This is a genomic window from Enterobacter cloacae complex sp. 2024EL-00227 (genome assembly GCF_043945315.1).
GTDB lineage: Bacteria > Pseudomonadota > Gammaproteobacteria > Enterobacterales > Enterobacteriaceae > Enterobacter > Enterobacter roggenkampii.
In genome coordinates this window covers 279,783-298,412 of sequence record NZ_JBIMQP010000003.1, presented here as the reverse complement: position 1 = coordinate 298,412, position 18,630 = coordinate 279,783, and the positions used below count along the sequence as shown (strand labels likewise).

Below are 18,630 nucleotides of genomic sequence, written 5' to 3'. Positions count from 1 at the left end.
TCGATACGTCACACAGTATAGACAGAGCCGATAGCACTTGCGTAACACAAAATAAAACAAAGAGTTACTTTGTACACCAGCACACTAATTTACTAAAAGAGCCTTACCTTAGCATCATCCCTTTTTGGCAGGTGGCCTCCCTGGGGGTGTAACCAAGATTACTCACTTCTGAGTACGGAAATCATGATCTGCGTCAATTTTCCCCTAAGCTGATACCTTTCAGCAGGGTTATTTCGTGCTGATTTTTCCAGTGTTAAATAATTACGTAAGTATTGGAAGCGGCACTATCATTGATTATACAAATGTTTAACATCCTGAAATGATAACGTTTTGGTACAGATTTCAAGTGAAGTATGCTGATAAAAAGGGTATCTTCAGCGCGATTTCTCATGACAAATTGTCAATCCAGGGCATATGTATAAGCGGAGCAAAACGTGATCCAAACGCTCTTTGATTTTCCAACGTATTTTAAATTTTTTATTGGTTTGTTTGCCCTGGTCAACCCGGTGGGGATCATTCCTGTCTTCATTAGTATGACGAGTTACCAGACAGCGGCGGCCAGGAATAAGACCAACCTCACCGCTAACCTGTCGGTGGCGATCATATTGCTCACCTCTCTTTTTCTGGGTGACGCCATTCTCCAGCTTTTCGGGATTTCGATAGATTCTTTCCGCATTGCAGGTGGGATCCTGGTGGTGACCATCGCCATGTCCATGATCAGCGGTAAGCTGGGCGAGGATAAGCAGAATAAACAAGAGAAGTCAGAAACCGCCATCCGCGAAAGCATTGGCGTGGTGCCGCTGGCCTTACCGCTGATGGCCGGTCCTGGGGCCATCAGTTCAACCATTGTCTGGGGCACGCGTTATCATAGCCTGATGCACCTGATTGGCTTTTCCGTGGCTATTGCCATTTTTGCGCTCTGCTGTTGGGGCGTGTTCCGCATGGCACCCTGGCTGGTGCGCTTGCTGGGTCAGACGGGCATCAACGTCATTACGCGTATCATGGGCCTGTTGCTGATGGCGTTAGGGATCGAATTCATCGTAACGGGTATTAAAAGCATTTTCCCCGGATTATTGCATTAATACTTCATATGAAAGAACGGAGCGACGGCTCCGTTTTTTTACGTGATTATCAGCAAATCATATAACTAAAGTTGAAATGCTCACATATCATAATAAATTCTACTAATAATGTTCATTTCTTGTATTTCAATAGGTTATTAATTCCGCCTTACCCCGCCTGCGCAGAAAATCTTCGATCGCTCTGTTATTTTACTCACATGATACTCTGGGGCTTGCTGAGAGATAACCGAAATGATATTAGTAATTTCAACATTCCCCTAGATGAATGTGCTAAATAATAACCAGTTGTTAAATTTTTGTACAAAATCACGCGATGATAGCGCAGTGACGCGCTTGTAGAGAGAATTTTCTCTATCCTATTGAATATCATGTCTTTATTGTGATGTTCGATGTCCGGCAGGGCTGCCCTCAACGATACGGTACTCACCGTAAAAGAGAATTGCTTAACAAATTTGCAAAATGTATTGGCGCACGATTACGCCATTTGATACTTTCCGGCCTAATATTTTGCAGCATAAAACAATCAGATGAGAATTATTTTCATATGGTTCTCATCTCGGATATCCAGAACAGGTCTCAAACAGGGGAGGCCTGTAAAGAATCGACGCAAGACTGCCATACGAGCGGTCAGTAATAAAAAAGTCGGTGATAGCAAGCAGTAAAAGAAGAACCTGACAGCAGCAAAAAAAACTCCTGCGCTGTACAGGCCCCAACAGGGGATTACACAGCTGGCGAAGGCCAGTCATTATAATGAGTGGAGTATCAACACAATGTCCATCATCACAAAAAAAAATCTGGTAGCGGCGGGGATTTTAACTGCGCTAATCGCGGGAAACGCTGCAATGGCTGCGGACGTTCCTGCAGGTGTTCAGCTGGCGGAGAAGCAGACGCTGGTGCGTAACAACGGTGCGGAAGTTCAGTCTCTTGACCCGCACAAAATTGAAGGTGTTCCTGAGTCTAACGTTAACCGCGACCTGTTCGAAGGCCTGCTGGTAACTGACGTAGACGGCCACCCGGCACCGGGCGTGGCAGAAAAATGGGAAAACAAAGATTTCAAAGTCTGGACCTTCCATCTGCGTAAAGATGCGAAATGGTCCGACGGTACGCCGGTCACGGCTGAAGATTTCGTTTATAGCTGGCAGCGTCTGGCGAATCCAACGACCGCCTCCCCGTATGCGAGCTACCTGCAATATGGCCATATTGCCAATATTGATGACATCATCGCGGGCAAAAAACCGATCACCGATCTGGGCGTTAAAGCGATCGATGCCAATACCTTCGAAGTCACGTTGAGCGAACCTGTTCCGTACTTCTATAAGCTGCTGGTTCACCCGTCCGTCTCCCCGGTACCAAAATCCGCGGTGGAAAAATTTGGTGAAAAATGGACCCAGCCTGCCAATATCGTGACCAACGGCGCCTATAAGCTGAAAGACTGGGTGGTCAACGAGCGTATGGTGCTTGAGCGTAACCCGCAATACTGGGACAACGCTAAAACCGTGATTAATCAGGTGACATACCTGCCAATTTCTTCCGAAGTGACTGACGTCAACCGCTACCGCAGCGGCGAAATCGACATGACCTATAACAACATGCCGATTGAACTGTTCCAGAAGCTGAAGAAAGAGATCCCGAAAGAAGTTCACGTCGACCCGTACCTGTGCACCTACTACTATGAAATCAACAACCAGAAAGCACCGTTCACCGACGTACGTGTTCGTACTGCGCTGAAGCTGGCACTGGATCGCGATATCATCGTGAACAAAGTGAAAAACCAGGGCGATCTGCCGGCATACAGCTATACCCCTCCTTACACCGATGGCGCAAAACTGACCGAGCCAGACTGGTTCAAACAGACGCAGGAACAGCGTAACGCAGAAGCGAAGAAACTGCTGGCCGAAGCGGGCTATACCGCCGATAAGCCGCTGACCTTCAGCCTGTTGTACAACACGTCCGATCTGCACAAAAAACTGGCTATCGCCGTCGCCTCGATCTGGAAAAAGAACCTGGGCGCGAACGTGAAGCTGGAGAACCAGGAGTGGAAGACCTTCCTCGACAGCCGTCATCAGGGCACCTTTGACGTGGCGCGTGCCGGCTGGTGTGCGGACTATAACGAACCGACCTCCTTCCTGAACACCATGCTGAGCGACAGCTCAAACAACACCGCGCACTATAAGAGCCCGGCGTTTGACAAGCTGATTGCCGACACGCTGAAAACCACTGACGAAGCACAGCGTACTGAACTGTACTCTAAAGCTGAGCAGCAGCTGGATAAAGATTCCGCGATCGTTCCGGTTTACTACTACGTTAACGCCCGTCTGGTGAAACCGTGGGTAGGTGGGTACACCGGTAAAGACCCGATGGATAATATCTACGTTAAAAACTTGTATATTATCAAGCATTAATGGCAATGAGTGGGGCGGGCGTGCTCGCCCCACGGTGTCTAACCAACGTCACATTATATAGGCACACGCCAGAAGGTACGGGCAATGTTGAAATTTATCCTACGTCGCTGTCTTGAAGCGATTCCAACGCTATTTATTCTCATCACGATTTCCTTCTTCATGATGCGCCTTGCGCCGGGAAGTCCATTTACCGGTGAGCGTACGCTGCCGCCAGAAGTGATGGCGAATATCGAAGCGAAATACCACTTAAACGATCCTATCTCTACCCAGTACTTCAATTACCTGAAGCAGCTGGCCCACGGTGATTTTGGACCGTCATTTAAATATAAAGACTATTCCGTTAACGATCTGGTGGCGTCCAGCTTCCCGGTTTCGGCGAAATTGGGTGCAGCGGCATTCATTCTGGCCATTGTTTTCGGGGTCACCGCAGGCGTCATCGCCGCGCTCAGACAAAATACCAAATGGGATTATGCCGTAATGGGGGTGGCAATGACCGGGGTAGTCATACCCAGCTTCGTTGTCGCGCCATTACTGGTGATGATATTTGCCATTACGCTGAAGTGGCTGCCTGGCGGCGGCTGGAACGGCGGGGCATTAAAGTTCATGATTTTGCCGATGGTGGCATTATCCCTGGCGTACATCGCCAGTATTGCGCGTATCACCCGTGGTTCAATGATCGAAGTGCTGCACTCGAACTTCATTCGTACCGCGCGCGCGAAAGGGCTGCCGATGCGTCGGATTATCTTCCGCCACGCGCTCAAACCGGCGCTGTTGCCCGTGCTCTCCTACATGGGACCAGCATTCGTCGGGATCATCACCGGCTCGATGGTTATCGAAACCATTTACGGCCTGCCGGGCATTGGCCAGCTGTTTGTGAACGGCGCGCTTAACCGCGACTATTCGCTGGTACTGAGCCTGACCATTCTCGTCGGTGCGCTGACCATTCTCTTTAACGCTATCGTCGATGTGCTGTATGCCGTCATCGACCCGAAAATCCGTTACTAACTGGAGCACGCCATGATGTTGAGTAAGAAAAACAGCGAGGCGCTGGAAAACTTCAGTGAAAAACTGGAAGTGGAAGGTCGTAGCCTCTGGCAGGACGCGCGTCGTCGCTTTATGCACAACCGCGCGGCGGTGGCGAGTCTGGTGGTGCTGGTGATCATCGCGCTGTTTGTGACCCTTGCCCCGATGCTGTCGCAATTTACCTATTTCGACACCGACTGGGGCATGATGTCCAGCGCGCCGGATATGGAGTCTGGCCACTATTTTGGCACGGACTCATCCGGACGTGACCTGCTGGTGCGCGTCGCTATCGGTGGGCGTATCTCGCTGATGGTCGGGATTGCTGCCGCGCTGGTGGCGGTGATCGTCGGGACGCTCTATGGCTCACTGTCCGGCTACCTTGGCGGCAAAGTGGACTCGGTGATGATGCGTCTGCTGGAAATCCTGAACTCCTTCCCGTTTATGTTCTTCGTCATCCTGCTGGTGACCTTCTTTGGCCAGAATATCCTGTTGATCTTCGTGGCCATCGGGATGGTGTCATGGCTGGATATGGCGCGTATTGTTCGCGGCCAGACGCTGAGCCTCAAACGCAAAGAGTTTATCGAAGCCGCGCAGGTCGGCGGTGTCTCTACCGGGAATATCGTGGTTCGCCATATCGTTCCTAACGTGCTTGGCGTGGTGGTGGTCTATGCCTCACTGCTGGTACCAAGCATGATCCTGTTTGAATCCTTCCTGAGCTTCCTCGGTCTGGGTACGCAAGAGCCGCTGAGCAGCTGGGGCGCGCTGCTGAGTGACGGTGCAAACTCAATGGAAGTATCACCGTGGCTGCTGTTATACCCGGCGGGTTTCCTGGTCGTTACCCTGTTTTGTTTTAACTTTATCGGCGATGGCCTGCGTGATGCCCTCGACCCGAAAGACCGTTAAGGAGCGCCGTCATGACAATGATTGAAACGGCAACTGCGCCACAGGCGCAGCAGCGGAGCGACCTTCTGCTGGACGTAAAAGATCTTCGCGTCACCTTTAAGACCCCGGACGGGGATGTGACCGCCGTGAACGATCTCAACTTCAACCTGCGCGCGGGTGAAACGCTCGGTATCGTGGGGGAATCTGGTTCCGGTAAATCCCAGACCGCCTTTGCGTTAATGGGCCTGCTGGCCGCTAACGGTGTGATTGGCGGTTCCGCGAAATTCAACGGTCGTGAAATCCTCAACCTGCCGGAGCAAGAGCTGAACAAGCTGCGCGCCGAGCAGATCTCGATGATTTTCCAGGATCCGATGACCTCGCTGAACCCGTACATGCGCGTCGGTGAGCAGCTGATGGAAGTGCTGATGCTGCATAAAGGTCTGGGCAAAGCCGAAGCCTTTGAAGAGTCGGTCAAAATGCTCGATGCGGTGAAAATGCCGGAAGCGCGCAAGCGTATGCGCATGTTCCCGCACGAGTTCTCCGGCGGTATGCGCCAGCGCGTGATGATTGCGATGGCGCTGCTGTGCCGGCCAAAACTGCTGATTGCCGACGAACCGACCACCGCGCTGGACGTTACCGTTCAGGCGCAAATCATGACCCTGCTGAACGAGCTGAAGCGTGAGTTCAACACGGCGATTATCATGATCACCCACGACCTGGGCGTGGTGGCGGGCATCTGTGACAAAGTGCTGGTGATGTATGCCGGTCGTACCATGGAATACGGCAAAGCGCGTGAGGTGTTCTATCAGCCAGCCCATCCTTACTCGATCGGCCTGCTGAACGCGGTGCCGCGTCTCGATGCGGAAGGGGAATCCCTGCTGACCATTCCGGGCAACCCGCCAAACCTGCTGCGCCTGCCGAAAGGCTGTCCGTTCCAGCCGCGCTGTCCGCACGCGATGGAAATCTGCAATAGCGCACCGCCGCTGGAAGAGTTTGCACCAGGCCGTCTGCGCGCCTGCTTTAAGCCGCAGGAGGAGCTGGTATGAACGCATTAGATGAAAAACGCAATGTCCTGCTCGAAATTGCTGACCTTAAAGTGCATTTCGACATCAAGGACGGCAAACAGTGGTTCTGGCAGCCGTCGAAGACCCTGAAAGCGGTGGACGGCGTCACGCTGCGCCTGTATGAAGGGGAAACCCTGGGCGTAGTGGGCGAGTCCGGCTGCGGTAAATCGACCTTTGCGCGCGCCATTATCGGTCTGGTAAAAGCCACCGACGGCAAAGTGGCCTGGCTGGGTAAAGATCTGCTGGGCATGAAGCCCGACGAGTGGCGCGACGTGCGCAGCGATATCCAGATGATTTTCCAGGATCCGCTGGCGTCATTAAACCCGCGCATGACCATCGGTGAGATTATTGCCGAGCCGCTGCGGACCTATCATCCGAAGATGTCCCGCCAGGAAGTGCGCGATCGCGTTAAGGCGATGATGCTGAAAGTCGGGCTGTTGCCTAACCTCATCAACCGCTATCCTCACGAGTTCTCCGGCGGTCAGTGTCAGCGTATTGGTATTGCACGCGCCCTGATCCTCGAACCGAAGCTGATTATCTGTGATGAGCCGGTTTCCGCGCTCGACGTCTCCATTCAGGCGCAGGTGGTTAACCTGCTGCAGAAGCTGCAGCGCGAAATGGGGCTGTCGCTGATCTTCATCGCGCATGACCTGGCCGTGGTGAAACACATCTCTGACCGCGTGCTGGTGATGTATCTTGGGCACGCCGTGGAGCTGGGCACCTATGACGAGGTGTACCACAATCCGCTGCACCCTTACACCAAAGCGCTGATGTCGGCAGTGCCGATCCCCGATCCCGATCTGGAAAAGAATAAGACCATCCAGCTTCTGGAAGGGGAATTGCCTTCACCGATTAACCCGCCGTCGGGCTGTGTCTTCCGCACGCGCTGCCCTATGGCCGGGCCGGAATGTGCGAAAACGCGGCCGGTTCTGGAAGGCAGTTTCCGACATGCGGTTTCCTGCCTGAAAGTAGACCCGTTATAATCGCAAGGGCTGACATGATGTCAGCCCTTATTTTTTGCGAGGTCACTGTGTCGCGTTTATTCACGTCAGCCCGTCGGCGGCTTTATCATGTTTTATTCGATCCTGAAACGGTATCCGGACGGCGCTTCGAGGGTCTTTGTGGTTTATTTGCGCTCCTCAGCGTGGTTATCATCTTTATTGAATCGGGTGCCGGAACGCAATACCACCTGACGTTTGACGAATGGCATGTCTTTGTCTGGCTTGAGCTGGCGATTACCCTGGTGTTTACCGCTGAATATCTCCTCCGAGTGATTGCCTGGCCTAACCCGGCCCGATATGTTTTCAGCTTCTGGGGATTTATCGATTTAGCCACCATTCTGCCGCTCTACGTTATGTGGCTGTGGCCGGAAATCAGCCTGAGCTATGTCTTTGCCTGGCGAGCGATGCGCGTTATTCGCGTATTACGTATTCTGAAATTACTGCGCTTTATGCCCTCACTGCGCATATTCTGGAGCGCAATCGTCAGCGCCCGTCATCAGCTTATTCTGTTCTATTCGTTTATTGCCATTGTCATGATTGTTTTTGGCGCACTGATGTATCTGATTGAGGGGCCGAAATATGGCTTTACGACGCTCAATGCGTCCGTCTACTGGGCGATCGTGACCGTAACGACCGTGGGGTACGGGGATATCACGCCCCATACGCCGCTGGGGCGAATTGTGGCCTCAGTGCTTATTTTGATTGGCTATTCGGTCATTGCCATTCCGACCGGGCTGATTACCACGCACATGAGTAGCGCATTTCAGAGCCGCAAGCAGCAGCGCAAATGTCCGCGATGTCATCAGGGGGAACATGAACTCAACGCGCGTTTTTGTCACCGCTGTGGGAATCCGTTGCCGGAGTAAATAAAAAAGGCTGCAATCGCAGCCTTTTTTATTATTCGCGCCAGAGAATATGGCACAGCTTGTGGTCTTTCTCACGGCAGAGCAGGACGCGAGCGAAGATATCATTAATTTCGCCACCGTCTTCATCGGCCAGCCCGATAACCACTTCGGCGAAGAAGTCAGGGTTCAGGTCGAAATCCACATGCTCAGCCCAGTCTTCTGAAGGGTCGAACAGTTCGGCACCGCCGCGCTCTTCGAACTGCAGATTAAAGAGGATCACGTCTGCGGGATCGAGGTTATCAACCGCCAGTTCGAGAAAAATGTCATAGGCCTGCTCGAGCGTTTCGTCTTCGGTCAGGCGATTGTTCAGATCCATTTCCATGATGACTACCTGTTTAACATCGTTGGGCACGTTTTACAGCAACGGACTAAAGAAGTAAAACAGTCGTTCGGCAATTCTCTGCCACAGCGGACGTTTTACCCACAGTCTGGCATCCAGCAGCCGCGAGCGGGAGATATAATCATCCTGCACCGCCGCGAGATCGCCGCCAAAGCCGGCATCATCAATAACCAGCGTGATTTCAAAGTTGAGCCACAGGCTGCGCATATCCAGGTTCACCGTTCCCACCAGGCTTAACTCGCCGTCGACAAGCACGCTTTTGGTGTGGAGCAATCCACCTTCGAACTGGTAGATCTTCACCCCTGCAGCCAGCAGTTCGCTAAAGAATGCCCGGCTGGCCCAGCCCACCAGAAGGGAGTCATTTTTGCGCGGCAAAATAATGCTCACATCGACGCCGCGCTGCGCCGCGGTACAGATCGCGTGCAGGAGGTCATCGCTGGGAACAAAGTAGGGCGTCGTCATGATCAGATATTCACGCGCCGAGTAGGTCGCCGTCAGCAGCGCCTGATGAATCAAATCCTCCGGGAAGCCCGGCCCGGAAGCAATGGTATGAATAGTGTGACCGCTGGCCTCTTCAAACGGCATAATATTGCCGTCCGGTGGTGGCGGGAGGATGCGTTTGCCGGTCTCTATCTCCCAGTCGCAGGAGTAGACGATGCCCATTGAGGTGGCAATCGGCCCCTCCATGCGCGCCATCAAATCCACCCACTGGCCCACGCCCGAGTCCTGTTTAAAGAAGCGCGGGTCAACCATGTTCATGCTGCCGGTGTAGGCAATATAGTTATCGATCATGATCATTTTACGGTGCTGACGAAGGTCCATCCGGCGCAGAAACACGCGCAGGAGGTTAACCTTCAGCGCCTCAACCACCTCGATACCGGCATTGCGCATCATCCCTGCCCAGGGACTGCGGAAAAATGCCACGCTGCCCGCAGAGTCAAGCATCAGACGGCAGTGAATGCCGCGTCGCGCCGCGGCCATCAGGGATTCCGCGACCTGGTCAGCCATCCCGCCGGGCTGCCAGATATAGAAAACCATCTCGATATTATGACGCGCCAGCTGGATATCGCGGATTAACGCCTGCATAACGTCGTCGGACGAGGTTAGCAGCTGGAGCTGATTACCCTTAACGCCGCCAATCCCCTGACGGCGCTCGCACAGCTTAAACAGTGACGAGGCGACGCTGCTGTTCTCCTCGGCAAAGATATGCTTGCAGGCTTTAAGGTCGTTCAGCCACTTCGCGGTGGAGGGCCACATGGCGCGGGCCCGCTCGGCGCGGCGTTTACCGAGATGAAGCTCACCGAAAGAGAGATAGGCGATAATTCCCACCAGCGGCAGGATATAGATGATCAGAAGCCAGGCCATGGCAGAGGGTACGGCTCTGCGCTTCATCAGGATGCGTAACGTCACACCCGCGATTAACAGCCAGTATCCCAAAATGACCAGCCAACTCACCACGGTGTAGAAGGTTGTCATAGGTAAAAAAATCCTTTTGAAAGCGTAATGTTATGAGTGTACGCATCAGGATTCATCTGGCAAATAAAAACGCCAGGTAAAAGCGCTGGTTTGCAGCCGGGTTGGGTTTATAATGGCGTCTCTGTTTGAGAAAGAGTTGTAGACATGAAGCGCAGTAGAACAGAAGTAGGGCGCTGGCGCATGTTGCGACAGGTGAGTCGTCGCAAGGCTCGTTGGCTGGAAGCACAATCCCGCCGCAATATGCGTATTCACGCCATCAGAAAATGTGGAATGACCCGGCACCGCAACGCGTTGCTGTTCGCCGTCCAGGATATCTGAGTACCATGAGGGCACCGTAATGGTGCCCGCTGATTTTATAAGGTCTGATTTTTGGGAGTAGCGTGGTTGCAGCGCTATTCCTGTTGTGTTGAGCAAAAGGAGGGAGAAGAAGTGTTTGCGGAGTTTGGCGTACTGAATTTCTGGACGTATGTTGTTGGCGCGTTTTTTATCGTGCTGGTACCGGGGCCAAATACCCTGTTTGTGCTTAAAACTGGAATTGGACACGGCGTTAAAAAAGGGTACCTGGCCGCCACGGGTGTATTTATCGGCGATGCGGTGCTGATGTTTCTTGCCTGGGCGGGCGTCGCGGCATTAATCCAGACCACACCGGTACTGTTTAATATCGTGCGTTATCTCGGCGCCTTCTACCTGCTGTGGCTGGGCGGCAAAATGCTCTGGTCGGTCATTACCCGCCAGAATCACGCTCAGGAAAGCGGCACCGAGCCTGCCAGCACGATCATGAAACGTTCGCTGGTGCTGAGCCTGACGAATCCAAAAGCGATTCTGTTCTACGTATCGTTCTTTGTTCAGTTCATTGACGTGAATGCGCAGAACACCGGTACCTCTTTCCTTATCCTCGCGACGACGCTTGAGTTGATAAGCTTCATGTACATGAGCTTCCTGATCTTCTCCGGTGCATTTGTCACGCGCTATCTCAAAACGAAAAAGAAACTGGCAAAGCTGGGGAACGGGCTGATAGGGCTGCTGTTTGTCGGGTTTGCGGCGAGGTTGGCGTCGCTGCATTGATGGTTTGAAAGGCTCCTGCGGGAGCCTTTTTAATGTCTGGCGTAACTGGAAAGCCGCGCCAGACAAGGCTTCACGTTTTACTACTAGCAGTCAAAAGCCATAAAAAGCGGCTAGGGTGTGGACACATTGTGGACACTCTGACCACCTTTAGCACCCTTCAACGGGTTAAGTGAAATCGCGTCCTGCAGGTACTGGGGAGCGAAGTGCGCATAGACCATTGTCTGGGTAATTTTCGTATGACCTAAGATCCTCTGCAGTGTAATGATGTTGCCTCCGTTAATCATAAAGTGCGTGGCTAAAGAGTGTCGTAGCGCATGTGTTGCTTGTCCGGCCGGTAAATCGGGCTTAACCACTTTGTGGGTTCGCCTGAATTCAGCATAACTGGCCTCAGGAAACTTCCTAGCATATTGAAGCACTCTTCCGGTTCGAAAGTGGCGGGAATTTATGAAGCAGCAATGGATAAGGCGGGTGTAAAATAGAACAATGTTGATTATATTCTTAGGGATGGCTGCTAAATGTACAAAATACCCCGAAAAATCCCGCAGCATAAGGGCGAAAATATAAAGCTTATGGCGCTAATATACCTATCTCAGCGATAAATAATTAATTAAAATCTGATGTCCGTCGAGCTGGTAGGTTGTGCCGAAATTGTAATGGGTAATTACGGGCGGCTGCATGAAAACAACAGTTAGAAAATTAAGTCGCTCACACCAGCGAGAGGTCCGATAATCCCGTTGCCAAATCGACCATAGGAAACACCGCCGGTGCTGAAGCTTGTTTTCAGTACTGGCGGGGTTGAACAGTTCGCACCGCGAGGAGTTAATTTGTGTTATTTATCAAGGAACTCCAGGAGGGTAACGCCGTTAGCTCCAAGACTGACAAGGCCTTCAACACTATTAATTGATGAGATTGTCTTTTTCAAAATGTTCTTAAGTTTAGAGCCTTCCTCTGTCGTGGTCACGACTTGGTTAAATGACTCAGACATGCAAGCATGTCCCATAGTTGCCTCTGTTGCAGAAATTATTGGTTCAATACCTGTTATTTCATAATCGTCAAAAGCCCTTATCATATTATTAACATAATGTAATATTTCTTTTTTAAGCTCTATTGAGAAATCAGAATTGATTATCGAATCCTTCAATTCTAACAATTGTTGCTTTATCTCAATTAATTGCTCATCTTTGATTTTTCCAATTTGCCCCTTAGTTTTGAATAATAAAGAGATCATGCCTAAATCATTTAATGCAGCGTCAGATATTCTTTGTGTGGCATTTGGAAGAGGTTCGACAAGGCTTAATTGTGCAAAGAACTTATCAACACAGGGTCTCCAGTTTGGTGCGGTAATTTCATCATCAGGGAAATAATCTTGCAATGCATCCTCTATTTTTTTAGGCAAGCTCATAAGTTTAGAGATCTTATCCCATAATAAAATTTGATTATCTTTAGTATGTTCTAACTCAAACGCTACCAATAAGGCATTTTTTACTATTATGTTAGTATTTTGGTCTTTGAGGCTGATGAAAAAATTTCGTAATGTCAGTGCTGAGTTGTCTATGTACATGAAAAAATCCTAAAACATAAGATGCTAATAAACTTGATTATTGGGGTCAATCATCTGTGCATGTGTATGCTGCATTAAAATGCATTTTATTAGGTCCTCTCATACGTCATATAGTATCAGGGCTTATGCGGTCTAAGCCTATTCGTGCATCTGCATTAAAACCCCCCATGAAGCGGGCAGGCGAGGCGGGGATAACACTGAGCGCCAGACTTGGTGACAGGATTTATTTTGCGCGTCTGTGCGCGTCGTGGCGGCGTGCTGAGCGGTGAGGTTGAATCGTGCCGGCGGCGGGGTTACGTGGCGTCTGGTGAGCTCTGAGGAAGTGCCGCCCGAAGATGGCATTTTAACGGGGATTACTCGGCCTCGATGTTGTAATCCTTAAAGCGGATCGACAAATCGCTGGCGGCCATGTATGGCGACCTGAAAACGCAGGCCGACAATCTGGTCACGTCAGCCGGTGACTGGCTAGGAGGGCTGGCAGGATGATTACGGGAATGGATATTCAGGCCGGGGCGAAAATAGCCCCGGCGTTTATGCTCAAGCTGGATAACGAGGATATCACGCAGGATTTTAGTGATCGCCTTATCAGTCTGACCATGACCGACAATCGCGGATTCGAGGCCGACCAGCTCGATATCGAGCTCGATGACACTGACGGCCAGATAGCTTTGCCACCGCGCGGCGCAACGTTGACGCTGTGGTTAGGCTGGCAGGATTCCGCGCTGATAAAAAAAGGGACGTTCACGGTCGACGAAATCGAGCACAGGGGCGCGCCTGATTCGCTGACCATCCGGGGGCGCAGCGCCGATTTTCGCGGGACGCTGAACTCGCGCCGGGAACAGTCATGGCATGACACCACGCTCGGGCAAATTGTCGAGACGATTGCGGCACGCAATAAGCTGATGGCCAGCGTGGCCGACACGCTGAAAGCCGTCGCCGTGCCTCACATTGACCAGTCGCAGGAATCGGACGCGGTGTTTCTTTCCCGCCTGGCTGACCGGTACGGTGCGGCGGTTTCGGTAAAAGCGGGGAAACTGTTATTCCTGAAAGCGGGGAGTGGTAAGACGGCCAGCGGAAAGCCCATTCCGCAGATGACGCTTGAGCGCGGCGACGGCGATCGTCATCAGTTTGCCATTGCTGACCGGGAAGCCTACACCGGCGTTACGGCAAAATGGCTGCACACTAAAGACCCGAAACCGCAAAAGCAGAAGGTGAAGCTCAGGCGTAAGCCCAAAGTGAAGCACCTCCGCGCGCTGCAGCACCCGAAAGCGACAAAAGCCCCGGCAAAGACTAAAGCTAAAAGAGTAGCAAGCGCGCGAGGGTGAGTACATGGCCGGTGAGGCTGACAACGTGCTGGAGCTGACGACCATCTACGCGACTAAGGCGCAGGCCATGCGCGCCGCTCAGGCGAAGTGGGACAAGCTGCAGCGCGGCGTTGCGGAGTTTTCAATCTCGCTGGCAATTGGCCGGGCAGATTTATTTCCTGAAACGCCCATCGCGGTGAAAGGCTTTAAGCGCGTTATAGACGAGCAGGCATGGATAATCAGCCGGGTTGTGCATAACCTCAACGGGAACGGCTACACGACGGGCTTAGAGCTTGAGGTGAAGGTTTCGGGTGTGGAGTACGAAAGCGAAGAATTAACGTAGTGATGTGTTTTTAACTATTTGTTTTGTAGGGGTAAATTTGATAAAATTAACGCATCGAAAATTAAATGAAGTGCTCGCCATGTTTCACTGTCCAAAATGCCATTTTGCCGCTCACGCCCGCACAAGTCGCTATTTTACCGACACGACCAAAGAGCGCTATCACCAGTGCACAAACATCAACTGCAGCGCGACGTTTGTGACAACTGAGACGGAAGAGCGCTTTATCGTATCGCCGGGGATAGTTGTGCCCGCGGCACCTCACCCGACATCATCAGGTCAGCAACAAATCCACTGGCAGTAACTAAATACGAGCCCTGCTACCACAGGGCTTAATTATAAGTTATGTTTTATTCCCTTCTAATAAAACCCGTAATTTTTAATCTAAAGACATCTCACTTAGACATTTCAAATGTATGAGGTTAGTTCAACTATACGATAAACGAAAAATCACAGTTAACTATTAATTTTTCAAGGTTGTGTAGTTGTGACGTTTTTTTTATAAAGGTTGAGAGAGCCGGGAAATAATCGAAATCCTCATATTTTCCTTTTTTGAAGTAAATGCCAAAGACGGGAGTCTGCAAATTATAATCCTCTTCATCGTAATAAGCCAGATTCATATGTATGAGGGAGTCTATAATTTCCCATATAGCTAATCTTTCACTTTGGCTTTTGCCGCTATAAATTATGCTTTTAGGTATTTTACACGTTTCAATATATTTCCCGTTTTCATTCTTTATTGTGTGCTCTAAAGCCCTAAAGAGAAACCAGCGTTGTTCTTCATTAAGTTGAGATATTGTGTTTTTTAATAGTATCAAATCGTCTCTAATATCTTCAATTGTAATGTTGGCATACTCATAGACGAGGTCTATTCCATTGGTGCTAATAAACTTATCAATGTTAATGTTAGGATTAATGCTGGCTATCTGCGTTGGTTTTAATATAGAAGCGTTTCTTCCCGGAAAGTAAACTCCAAACTCTTTTTCACATATATTGTATAAGTAATCAAATTCAGGGCTGGGTTTTTCGCAAATGGATTTTGCAAGGTCGGATAAATTTCTGACATGAGTTATGAATCCTTTTTTTGTATGATGTTGTATAGGATCGTTAGAAATTATTAACATCCAAACTTCATTGTATATATTGTGCAAGTCATGTTTCACTAACATATCCATGGTTTTGACAAATTTATCTTTTGAACCGTCGGAAGTGACCTGAATAGCTAAACCGCTACTGATATCGCCTAAGTCAACAGCAGGGTGATTATGTTTTTCTATATTTAAGTTATTTAAAGATAAATTATATGTTTTGTTAAGTATCTGGATTAACACAGACTCGAGTGTTTTATTTATATCAAAAAGTCCTTGTTTACTATTGAATGTTATGACAGTGCTCAGTAAAGAAAAAGCAAACGTTATATTGTTATTCTGAACCTGACGATTGAGCATCATTCTTGTCCTTATAAAAAGAGGTTTAACTTACCGACGTTTTTTTACCTTAACAGCGTAATGACTTTATTAAAAGATTATTTGTTATGATCGCTTGCGCTAAATCTCTCTAACCTAAATTCGATGAAACTAAGAGTAACAAAACTGAAGTGTTTCGCGAGGATATTAGATGATTAATTTCATACGCTTTCCACACTATAAAACATATGCACGTTACAATTGGGAAGTCAAGAACAGGCTCCCCAATGGTAGGCGACCGTACATCAAATATTATTTATATAAGCCCCGCTTTTGCGGGGCTTATCGTATCATCAATGTGGTCAATAAGTGGGCATAGGATGAAATAAATCCTTTTATTTCATTGTGTTGAAGCGTTTAAAATGGCTCCTGCGGGAGCCTTTTTTCATTGTGTTTGACAATCCCTCACCATTTAGTTGTATAGTACAACTAAATGGTGAGGGCATAACATGCACAGCGAAACCCCGGTAGTCAGTGTTATTCGACGTTCCTCGCGCCTGATGGTGCGAGAGTTAGGTTTTATGGGTTCTACCCTGGCCTCAACGAATTACTCGCCTTCGGCCGTCCATACTCTGGTCGAAATTGCCCTACGAAAAGAGATGACGGCGAGTCAGCTGGTACAGCTGCTGGGCCTGGAAAAGTCCAGCGTCAGCCGGATGCTGGCTCGCCTGATTGCCGCAGGCGAACTCGAGGAGGTCATTTCTACCGAGGATGCGAGAGCAAAGAGCCTCAGGCTGACCGCGAAAGGTCACGAGACGGTCAGCAAAATTAATTCCTTCAGCAATGAGCGCGTGGTCACAGCAATAAAGCGTCTTGCTCCTGCCCAGCAGCTGACCATTTCTGAGGGTCTCTCCCTTTATGCCAACGCGCTGCTGGCGTGTCGGGAGGTGGGCAACGATATGCAGCCCGATGAGCTGAAGATAGTGCAGGGGTATATCCCGGGCATGATTGGCCGTATCGCGGAGATGCATGGCAGTTATTATTCGCGGGAGCATAATTTTGGTCGCTTCTTCGAGGCCAAAGTGGCTTCGGGGCTGGCTGAGTTTAGTGAAAGACTGGAGAAGCCCTGTAACCAGATTTGGCTGGCAGTGCTCAACGACAAAATTGTCGGCTCGGTGGCGATCGATGGCGAGGATCTGGCGCCGGGTGAAGCCCATCTTCGCTGGTTTATTCTTGATGATGGCTGCCGGGGGCACGGCGTGGGGAAAAAACTGCTGAATGAAGCCATGCGGTTTTGCGACAGCGCCGGTTTTTCAGCTGTGCACCTCTGGACGTTCAATAAGCTGACCGCCGCCAGGCGTCTGTACGAGTCGTATGGGTTTACGCTGGTAAAAGAGTGGGAAGGCGATCAGTGGGGAAGCCTTATTACAGAGCAGCAGTTTACCCGGCACAGAGGCGCGTAGTCGCCACCCTAGAAAAGGCTCCTTTCGGAGCCGCTTTGGTGTCAGAACACTTTTTTATACGGTCTCACCGTCACTTTTGCATACACGCCCGCTGCAACGTACGGGTCTGCGTCAGCCCAGGCCTGAGCGGCTTCCTGGGATTCAAACTCAGCAATGACCGTGGAGCCGGAGAAACCGGCAGCACCCGGATCGTTGCTGTCTACCGCAGGCATGGGGCCAGCGGTCAGTAATCGGCCTTCATCCTGAAGTAACTGCAAACGTGCCAGATGCGCAGGGCGCACAGACTGGCGTTTTTCGAGCGAATCAGCAACATCTTCAGAGTAAATCACGTAAAACACGGCGAAGCTCCTTAACCGGTAAAAGTGTCAGTTACGTTATGTGAAAGGGCAAACGACTGCAATGTAAAATAAAAACAATGTTAATACCCTGATCTGTATGCGCCTTTTTTGGCCTCTCAGGCGCTAAAGTTGCGCCAGAGCAAAGTGTCTTATTGAATATGATTGCTATTTGCATTTAAAATCAGGGTTCGGTTTTTTAACGTTGATGACTATGACTTCGATGACCCTTGATTTACCTCGCCGCTTTCCCTGGCCGACGCTGCTTTCTGTCGTGATTCACGGTGCCGTTGTGGCGGGTCTGCTGTATACCTCGGTTCATCAGGTTATTGAAATGCCCGCGCCCGCGCAGCCGATTTCGGTGACGATGGTATCGCCAGCGGATCTTGAACCGCCGCAGGTTGCCCCTCCGCCGCCACAGCCGGTGGCTGAACCGGAGCCAGAACCCGAGCCCGTTCCGGAGCCACCGAAGGAAGCCCCGGTGGTGATCCACAAACCTGAACCGAAGCCAAAACCTAAGCCGAAGCCAAAGCCGGTGAAGAAGGTCGAGGAGCGTCCGAAACGCGAGGAACGTCCGGTTGAACCGCGCGCGACCCAGCCAGTCGAAAATGCAGCGCCTTCACGTCCGGTGATGAACAATACGGCAACGACGTCAAAGCCAACCGTAACCGCACCAGCGGGCCCGCGCGCCGTAAGCCGCAATCAGCCTCAGTATCCGGCGCGAGCTCAGGCCTTGCGTATTGAAGGCCGCGTACGGGTGAAATTTGACGTCACTGCGGATGGCCGCGTGGATAATGTGGAAATCTTGTCTGCGCAACCTTCTAATATGTTTGAGCGCGAAGTGAAATCTGCCATGCGCAGATGGCGCTATGAGCCAGGCAAGCCGGGCAGCGGATTGATCGTCAATATTGTTTTCCGCCTGAACGGCGGGGCGCAGATGGAATAAAAAAAGCCTCCGAAAGGAGGCTTTTTTTTGCCTGT

17 protein-coding genes and 3 pseudogenes are annotated in these 18,630 nt (G+C 50.7%); 14 read left to right on the top strand and 6 right to left on the bottom strand.

Features of this window, described 5'->3' with window-relative positions; all coding sequences use genetic code 11:
* Positions 1-434: 434 nt before the first annotated feature.
* The 7 genes from ACHH0Z_RS07140 to ACHH0Z_RS07110 all read left to right on the top strand — a co-directional run bounded on the left by ACHH0Z_RS07140 (position 435) and on the right by ACHH0Z_RS07110 (position 8,320).
* On the top strand, positions 435-1,082 hold the full coding sequence (locus tag ACHH0Z_RS07140) for a YchE family NAAT transporter (RefSeq protein WP_021240330.1): 648 nt from the start codon (positions 435-437) through the stop codon (positions 1,080-1,082).
* Positions 1,083-1,852: 770 nt separating this feature from the next.
* On the top strand, positions 1,853-3,484 hold the full coding sequence (gene oppA / locus ACHH0Z_RS07135; protein WP_008502785.1) for an oligopeptide ABC transporter substrate-binding protein OppA: 1,632 nt from the start codon (positions 1,853-1,855) through the stop codon (positions 3,482-3,484).
* A gap of 84 nt (positions 3,485-3,568) precedes the next feature.
* Complete coding sequence (gene oppB, locus ACHH0Z_RS07130) at positions 3,569-4,489, top strand: oligopeptide ABC transporter permease OppB (protein ID WP_008502786.1); 921 nt, start codon at positions 3,569-3,571, stop codon at positions 4,487-4,489.
* A 12-nt stretch (positions 4,490-4,501) separates the two neighbouring features.
* A complete protein-coding gene (oppC, locus tag ACHH0Z_RS07125) occupies positions 4,502-5,410 on the top strand; it encodes an oligopeptide ABC transporter permease OppC (protein WP_008502787.1) in 909 nt (302 codons plus the stop codon).
* Positions 5,411-5,421: 11 nt separating this feature from the next.
* Positions 5,422-6,435: an ABC transporter ATP-binding protein gene (locus ACHH0Z_RS07120; protein WP_023344346.1), complete on the top strand. Its 1,014-nt coding sequence runs from the start codon at positions 5,422-5,424 to the stop codon at positions 6,433-6,435.
* The gene (oppF, locus tag ACHH0Z_RS07115) at positions 6,432-7,436 is read left to right on the top strand and encodes a murein tripeptide/oligopeptide ABC transporter ATP-binding protein OppF (protein ID WP_008502789.1); all 1,005 of its coding nucleotides are present in this window, start codon (positions 6,432-6,434) and stop codon (positions 7,434-7,436) included. Before ACHH0Z_RS07120 ends, oppF begins: the two co-directional genes overlap by 4 nt.
* 14 nt (positions 7,437-7,450) lie before the next feature.
* Positions 7,451-8,320 carry an ion transporter gene (locus ACHH0Z_RS07110; RefSeq protein ID WP_031274926.1) on the top strand — a complete coding sequence of 290 codons (870 nt, stop codon included), beginning with the start codon at positions 7,451-7,453 and terminating at the stop codon, positions 8,318-8,320.
* Positions 8,321-8,351: 31 nt separating this feature from the next.
* On the opposite strand, the gene ACHH0Z_RS07105 is transcribed toward ACHH0Z_RS07110, so the two are convergent.
* Both ACHH0Z_RS07105 and cls read right to left on the bottom strand, forming a co-directional pair.
* Positions 8,352-8,681: an HI1450 family dsDNA-mimic protein gene (locus ACHH0Z_RS07105; RefSeq protein ID WP_006810881.1), complete on the bottom strand. Its 330-nt coding sequence runs from the start codon at positions 8,679-8,681 to the stop codon at positions 8,352-8,354.
* Positions 8,682-8,714: 33 nt separating this feature from the next.
* Positions 8,715-10,175, bottom strand: a complete 1,461-nt coding sequence (gene cls, locus ACHH0Z_RS07100) for a cardiolipin synthase (RefSeq protein WP_008502791.1) — start codon at positions 10,173-10,175, stop codon at positions 8,715-8,717.
* 144 nt (positions 10,176-10,319) lie between these two features.
* On the opposite strand from cls, the gene ACHH0Z_RS07095 reads away from it, so the two are divergent.
* Positions 10,320-10,493 (top strand): YciY family protein, encoded by a 174-nt coding sequence (locus tag ACHH0Z_RS07095; RefSeq protein ID WP_021240326.1) that lies wholly within the window; start codon positions 10,320-10,322, stop codon positions 10,491-10,493.
* A gap of 111 nt (positions 10,494-10,604) precedes the next feature.
* Positions 10,605-11,240, top strand: a complete 636-nt coding sequence (gene leuE / locus ACHH0Z_RS07090) for a leucine efflux protein LeuE (protein ID WP_008502792.1) — start codon at positions 10,605-10,607, stop codon at positions 11,238-11,240.
* Between the two features lie 110 nt (positions 11,241-11,350).
* Here the strand turns inward: leuE and ACHH0Z_RS07085 are convergent.
* Positions 11,351-11,635: pseudogene (locus tag ACHH0Z_RS07085) on the bottom strand (tyrosine-type recombinase/integrase); the annotation flags it as partial.
* A gap of 434 nt (positions 11,636-12,069) precedes the next feature.
* Entirely contained in the window at positions 12,070-12,801 is a 732-nt protein-coding gene (locus ACHH0Z_RS07080; RefSeq protein WP_045410398.1) for a hypothetical protein, read from the bottom strand.
* 375 nt (positions 12,802-13,176) lie between these two features.
* Here ACHH0Z_RS07080 and ACHH0Z_RS07075 point away from each other — a divergent pair.
* From ACHH0Z_RS07075 to ACHH0Z_RS07065, 3 genes and pseudogenes are all read left to right on the top strand, one after another.
* Positions 13,177-13,287: pseudogene (locus ACHH0Z_RS07075) on the top strand (phage tail protein); the annotation flags it as partial.
* Positions 13,284-14,448 (top strand): annotated as a pseudogene (locus tag ACHH0Z_RS07070) (phage late control D family protein). The pseudogenes ACHH0Z_RS07075 and ACHH0Z_RS07070, both read left to right, overlap by 4 nt.
* A gap of 79 nt (positions 14,449-14,527) precedes the next feature.
* Entirely contained in the window at positions 14,528-14,749 is a 222-nt protein-coding gene (locus ACHH0Z_RS07065) for a DNA-binding transcriptional regulator (protein ID WP_072050681.1), read from the top strand.
* Positions 14,750-14,876: 127 nt separating this feature from the next.
* On the opposite strand, the gene ACHH0Z_RS07060 is transcribed toward ACHH0Z_RS07065, so the two are convergent.
* Positions 14,877-15,896 carry an SMEK domain-containing protein gene (locus tag ACHH0Z_RS07060; protein WP_127913784.1) on the bottom strand — a complete coding sequence of 340 codons (1,020 nt, stop codon included), beginning with the start codon at positions 15,894-15,896 and terminating at the stop codon, positions 14,877-14,879.
* A gap of 464 nt (positions 15,897-16,360) precedes the next feature.
* Between ACHH0Z_RS07060 and ACHH0Z_RS07055 the strand changes: the two genes are divergently transcribed.
* Entirely contained in the window at positions 16,361-17,314 is a 954-nt protein-coding gene (locus tag ACHH0Z_RS07055) for a helix-turn-helix domain-containing GNAT family N-acetyltransferase (RefSeq protein ID WP_045352386.1), read from the top strand.
* A 41-nt stretch (positions 17,315-17,355) separates the two neighbouring features.
* On the opposite strand, the gene ACHH0Z_RS07050 is transcribed toward ACHH0Z_RS07055, so the two are convergent.
* Entirely contained in the window at positions 17,356-17,652 is a 297-nt protein-coding gene (locus ACHH0Z_RS07050) for a YciI family protein (RefSeq protein ID WP_008502794.1), read from the bottom strand.
* A gap of 220 nt (positions 17,653-17,872) precedes the next feature.
* Between ACHH0Z_RS07050 and tonB the strand changes: the two genes are divergently transcribed.
* Positions 17,873-18,595, top strand: a complete 723-nt coding sequence (gene tonB / locus ACHH0Z_RS07045) for a TonB system transport protein TonB (RefSeq protein WP_023617069.1) — start codon at positions 17,873-17,875, stop codon at positions 18,593-18,595.
* The last annotated feature ends 35 nt before the right edge of the window (positions 18,596-18,630 follow it).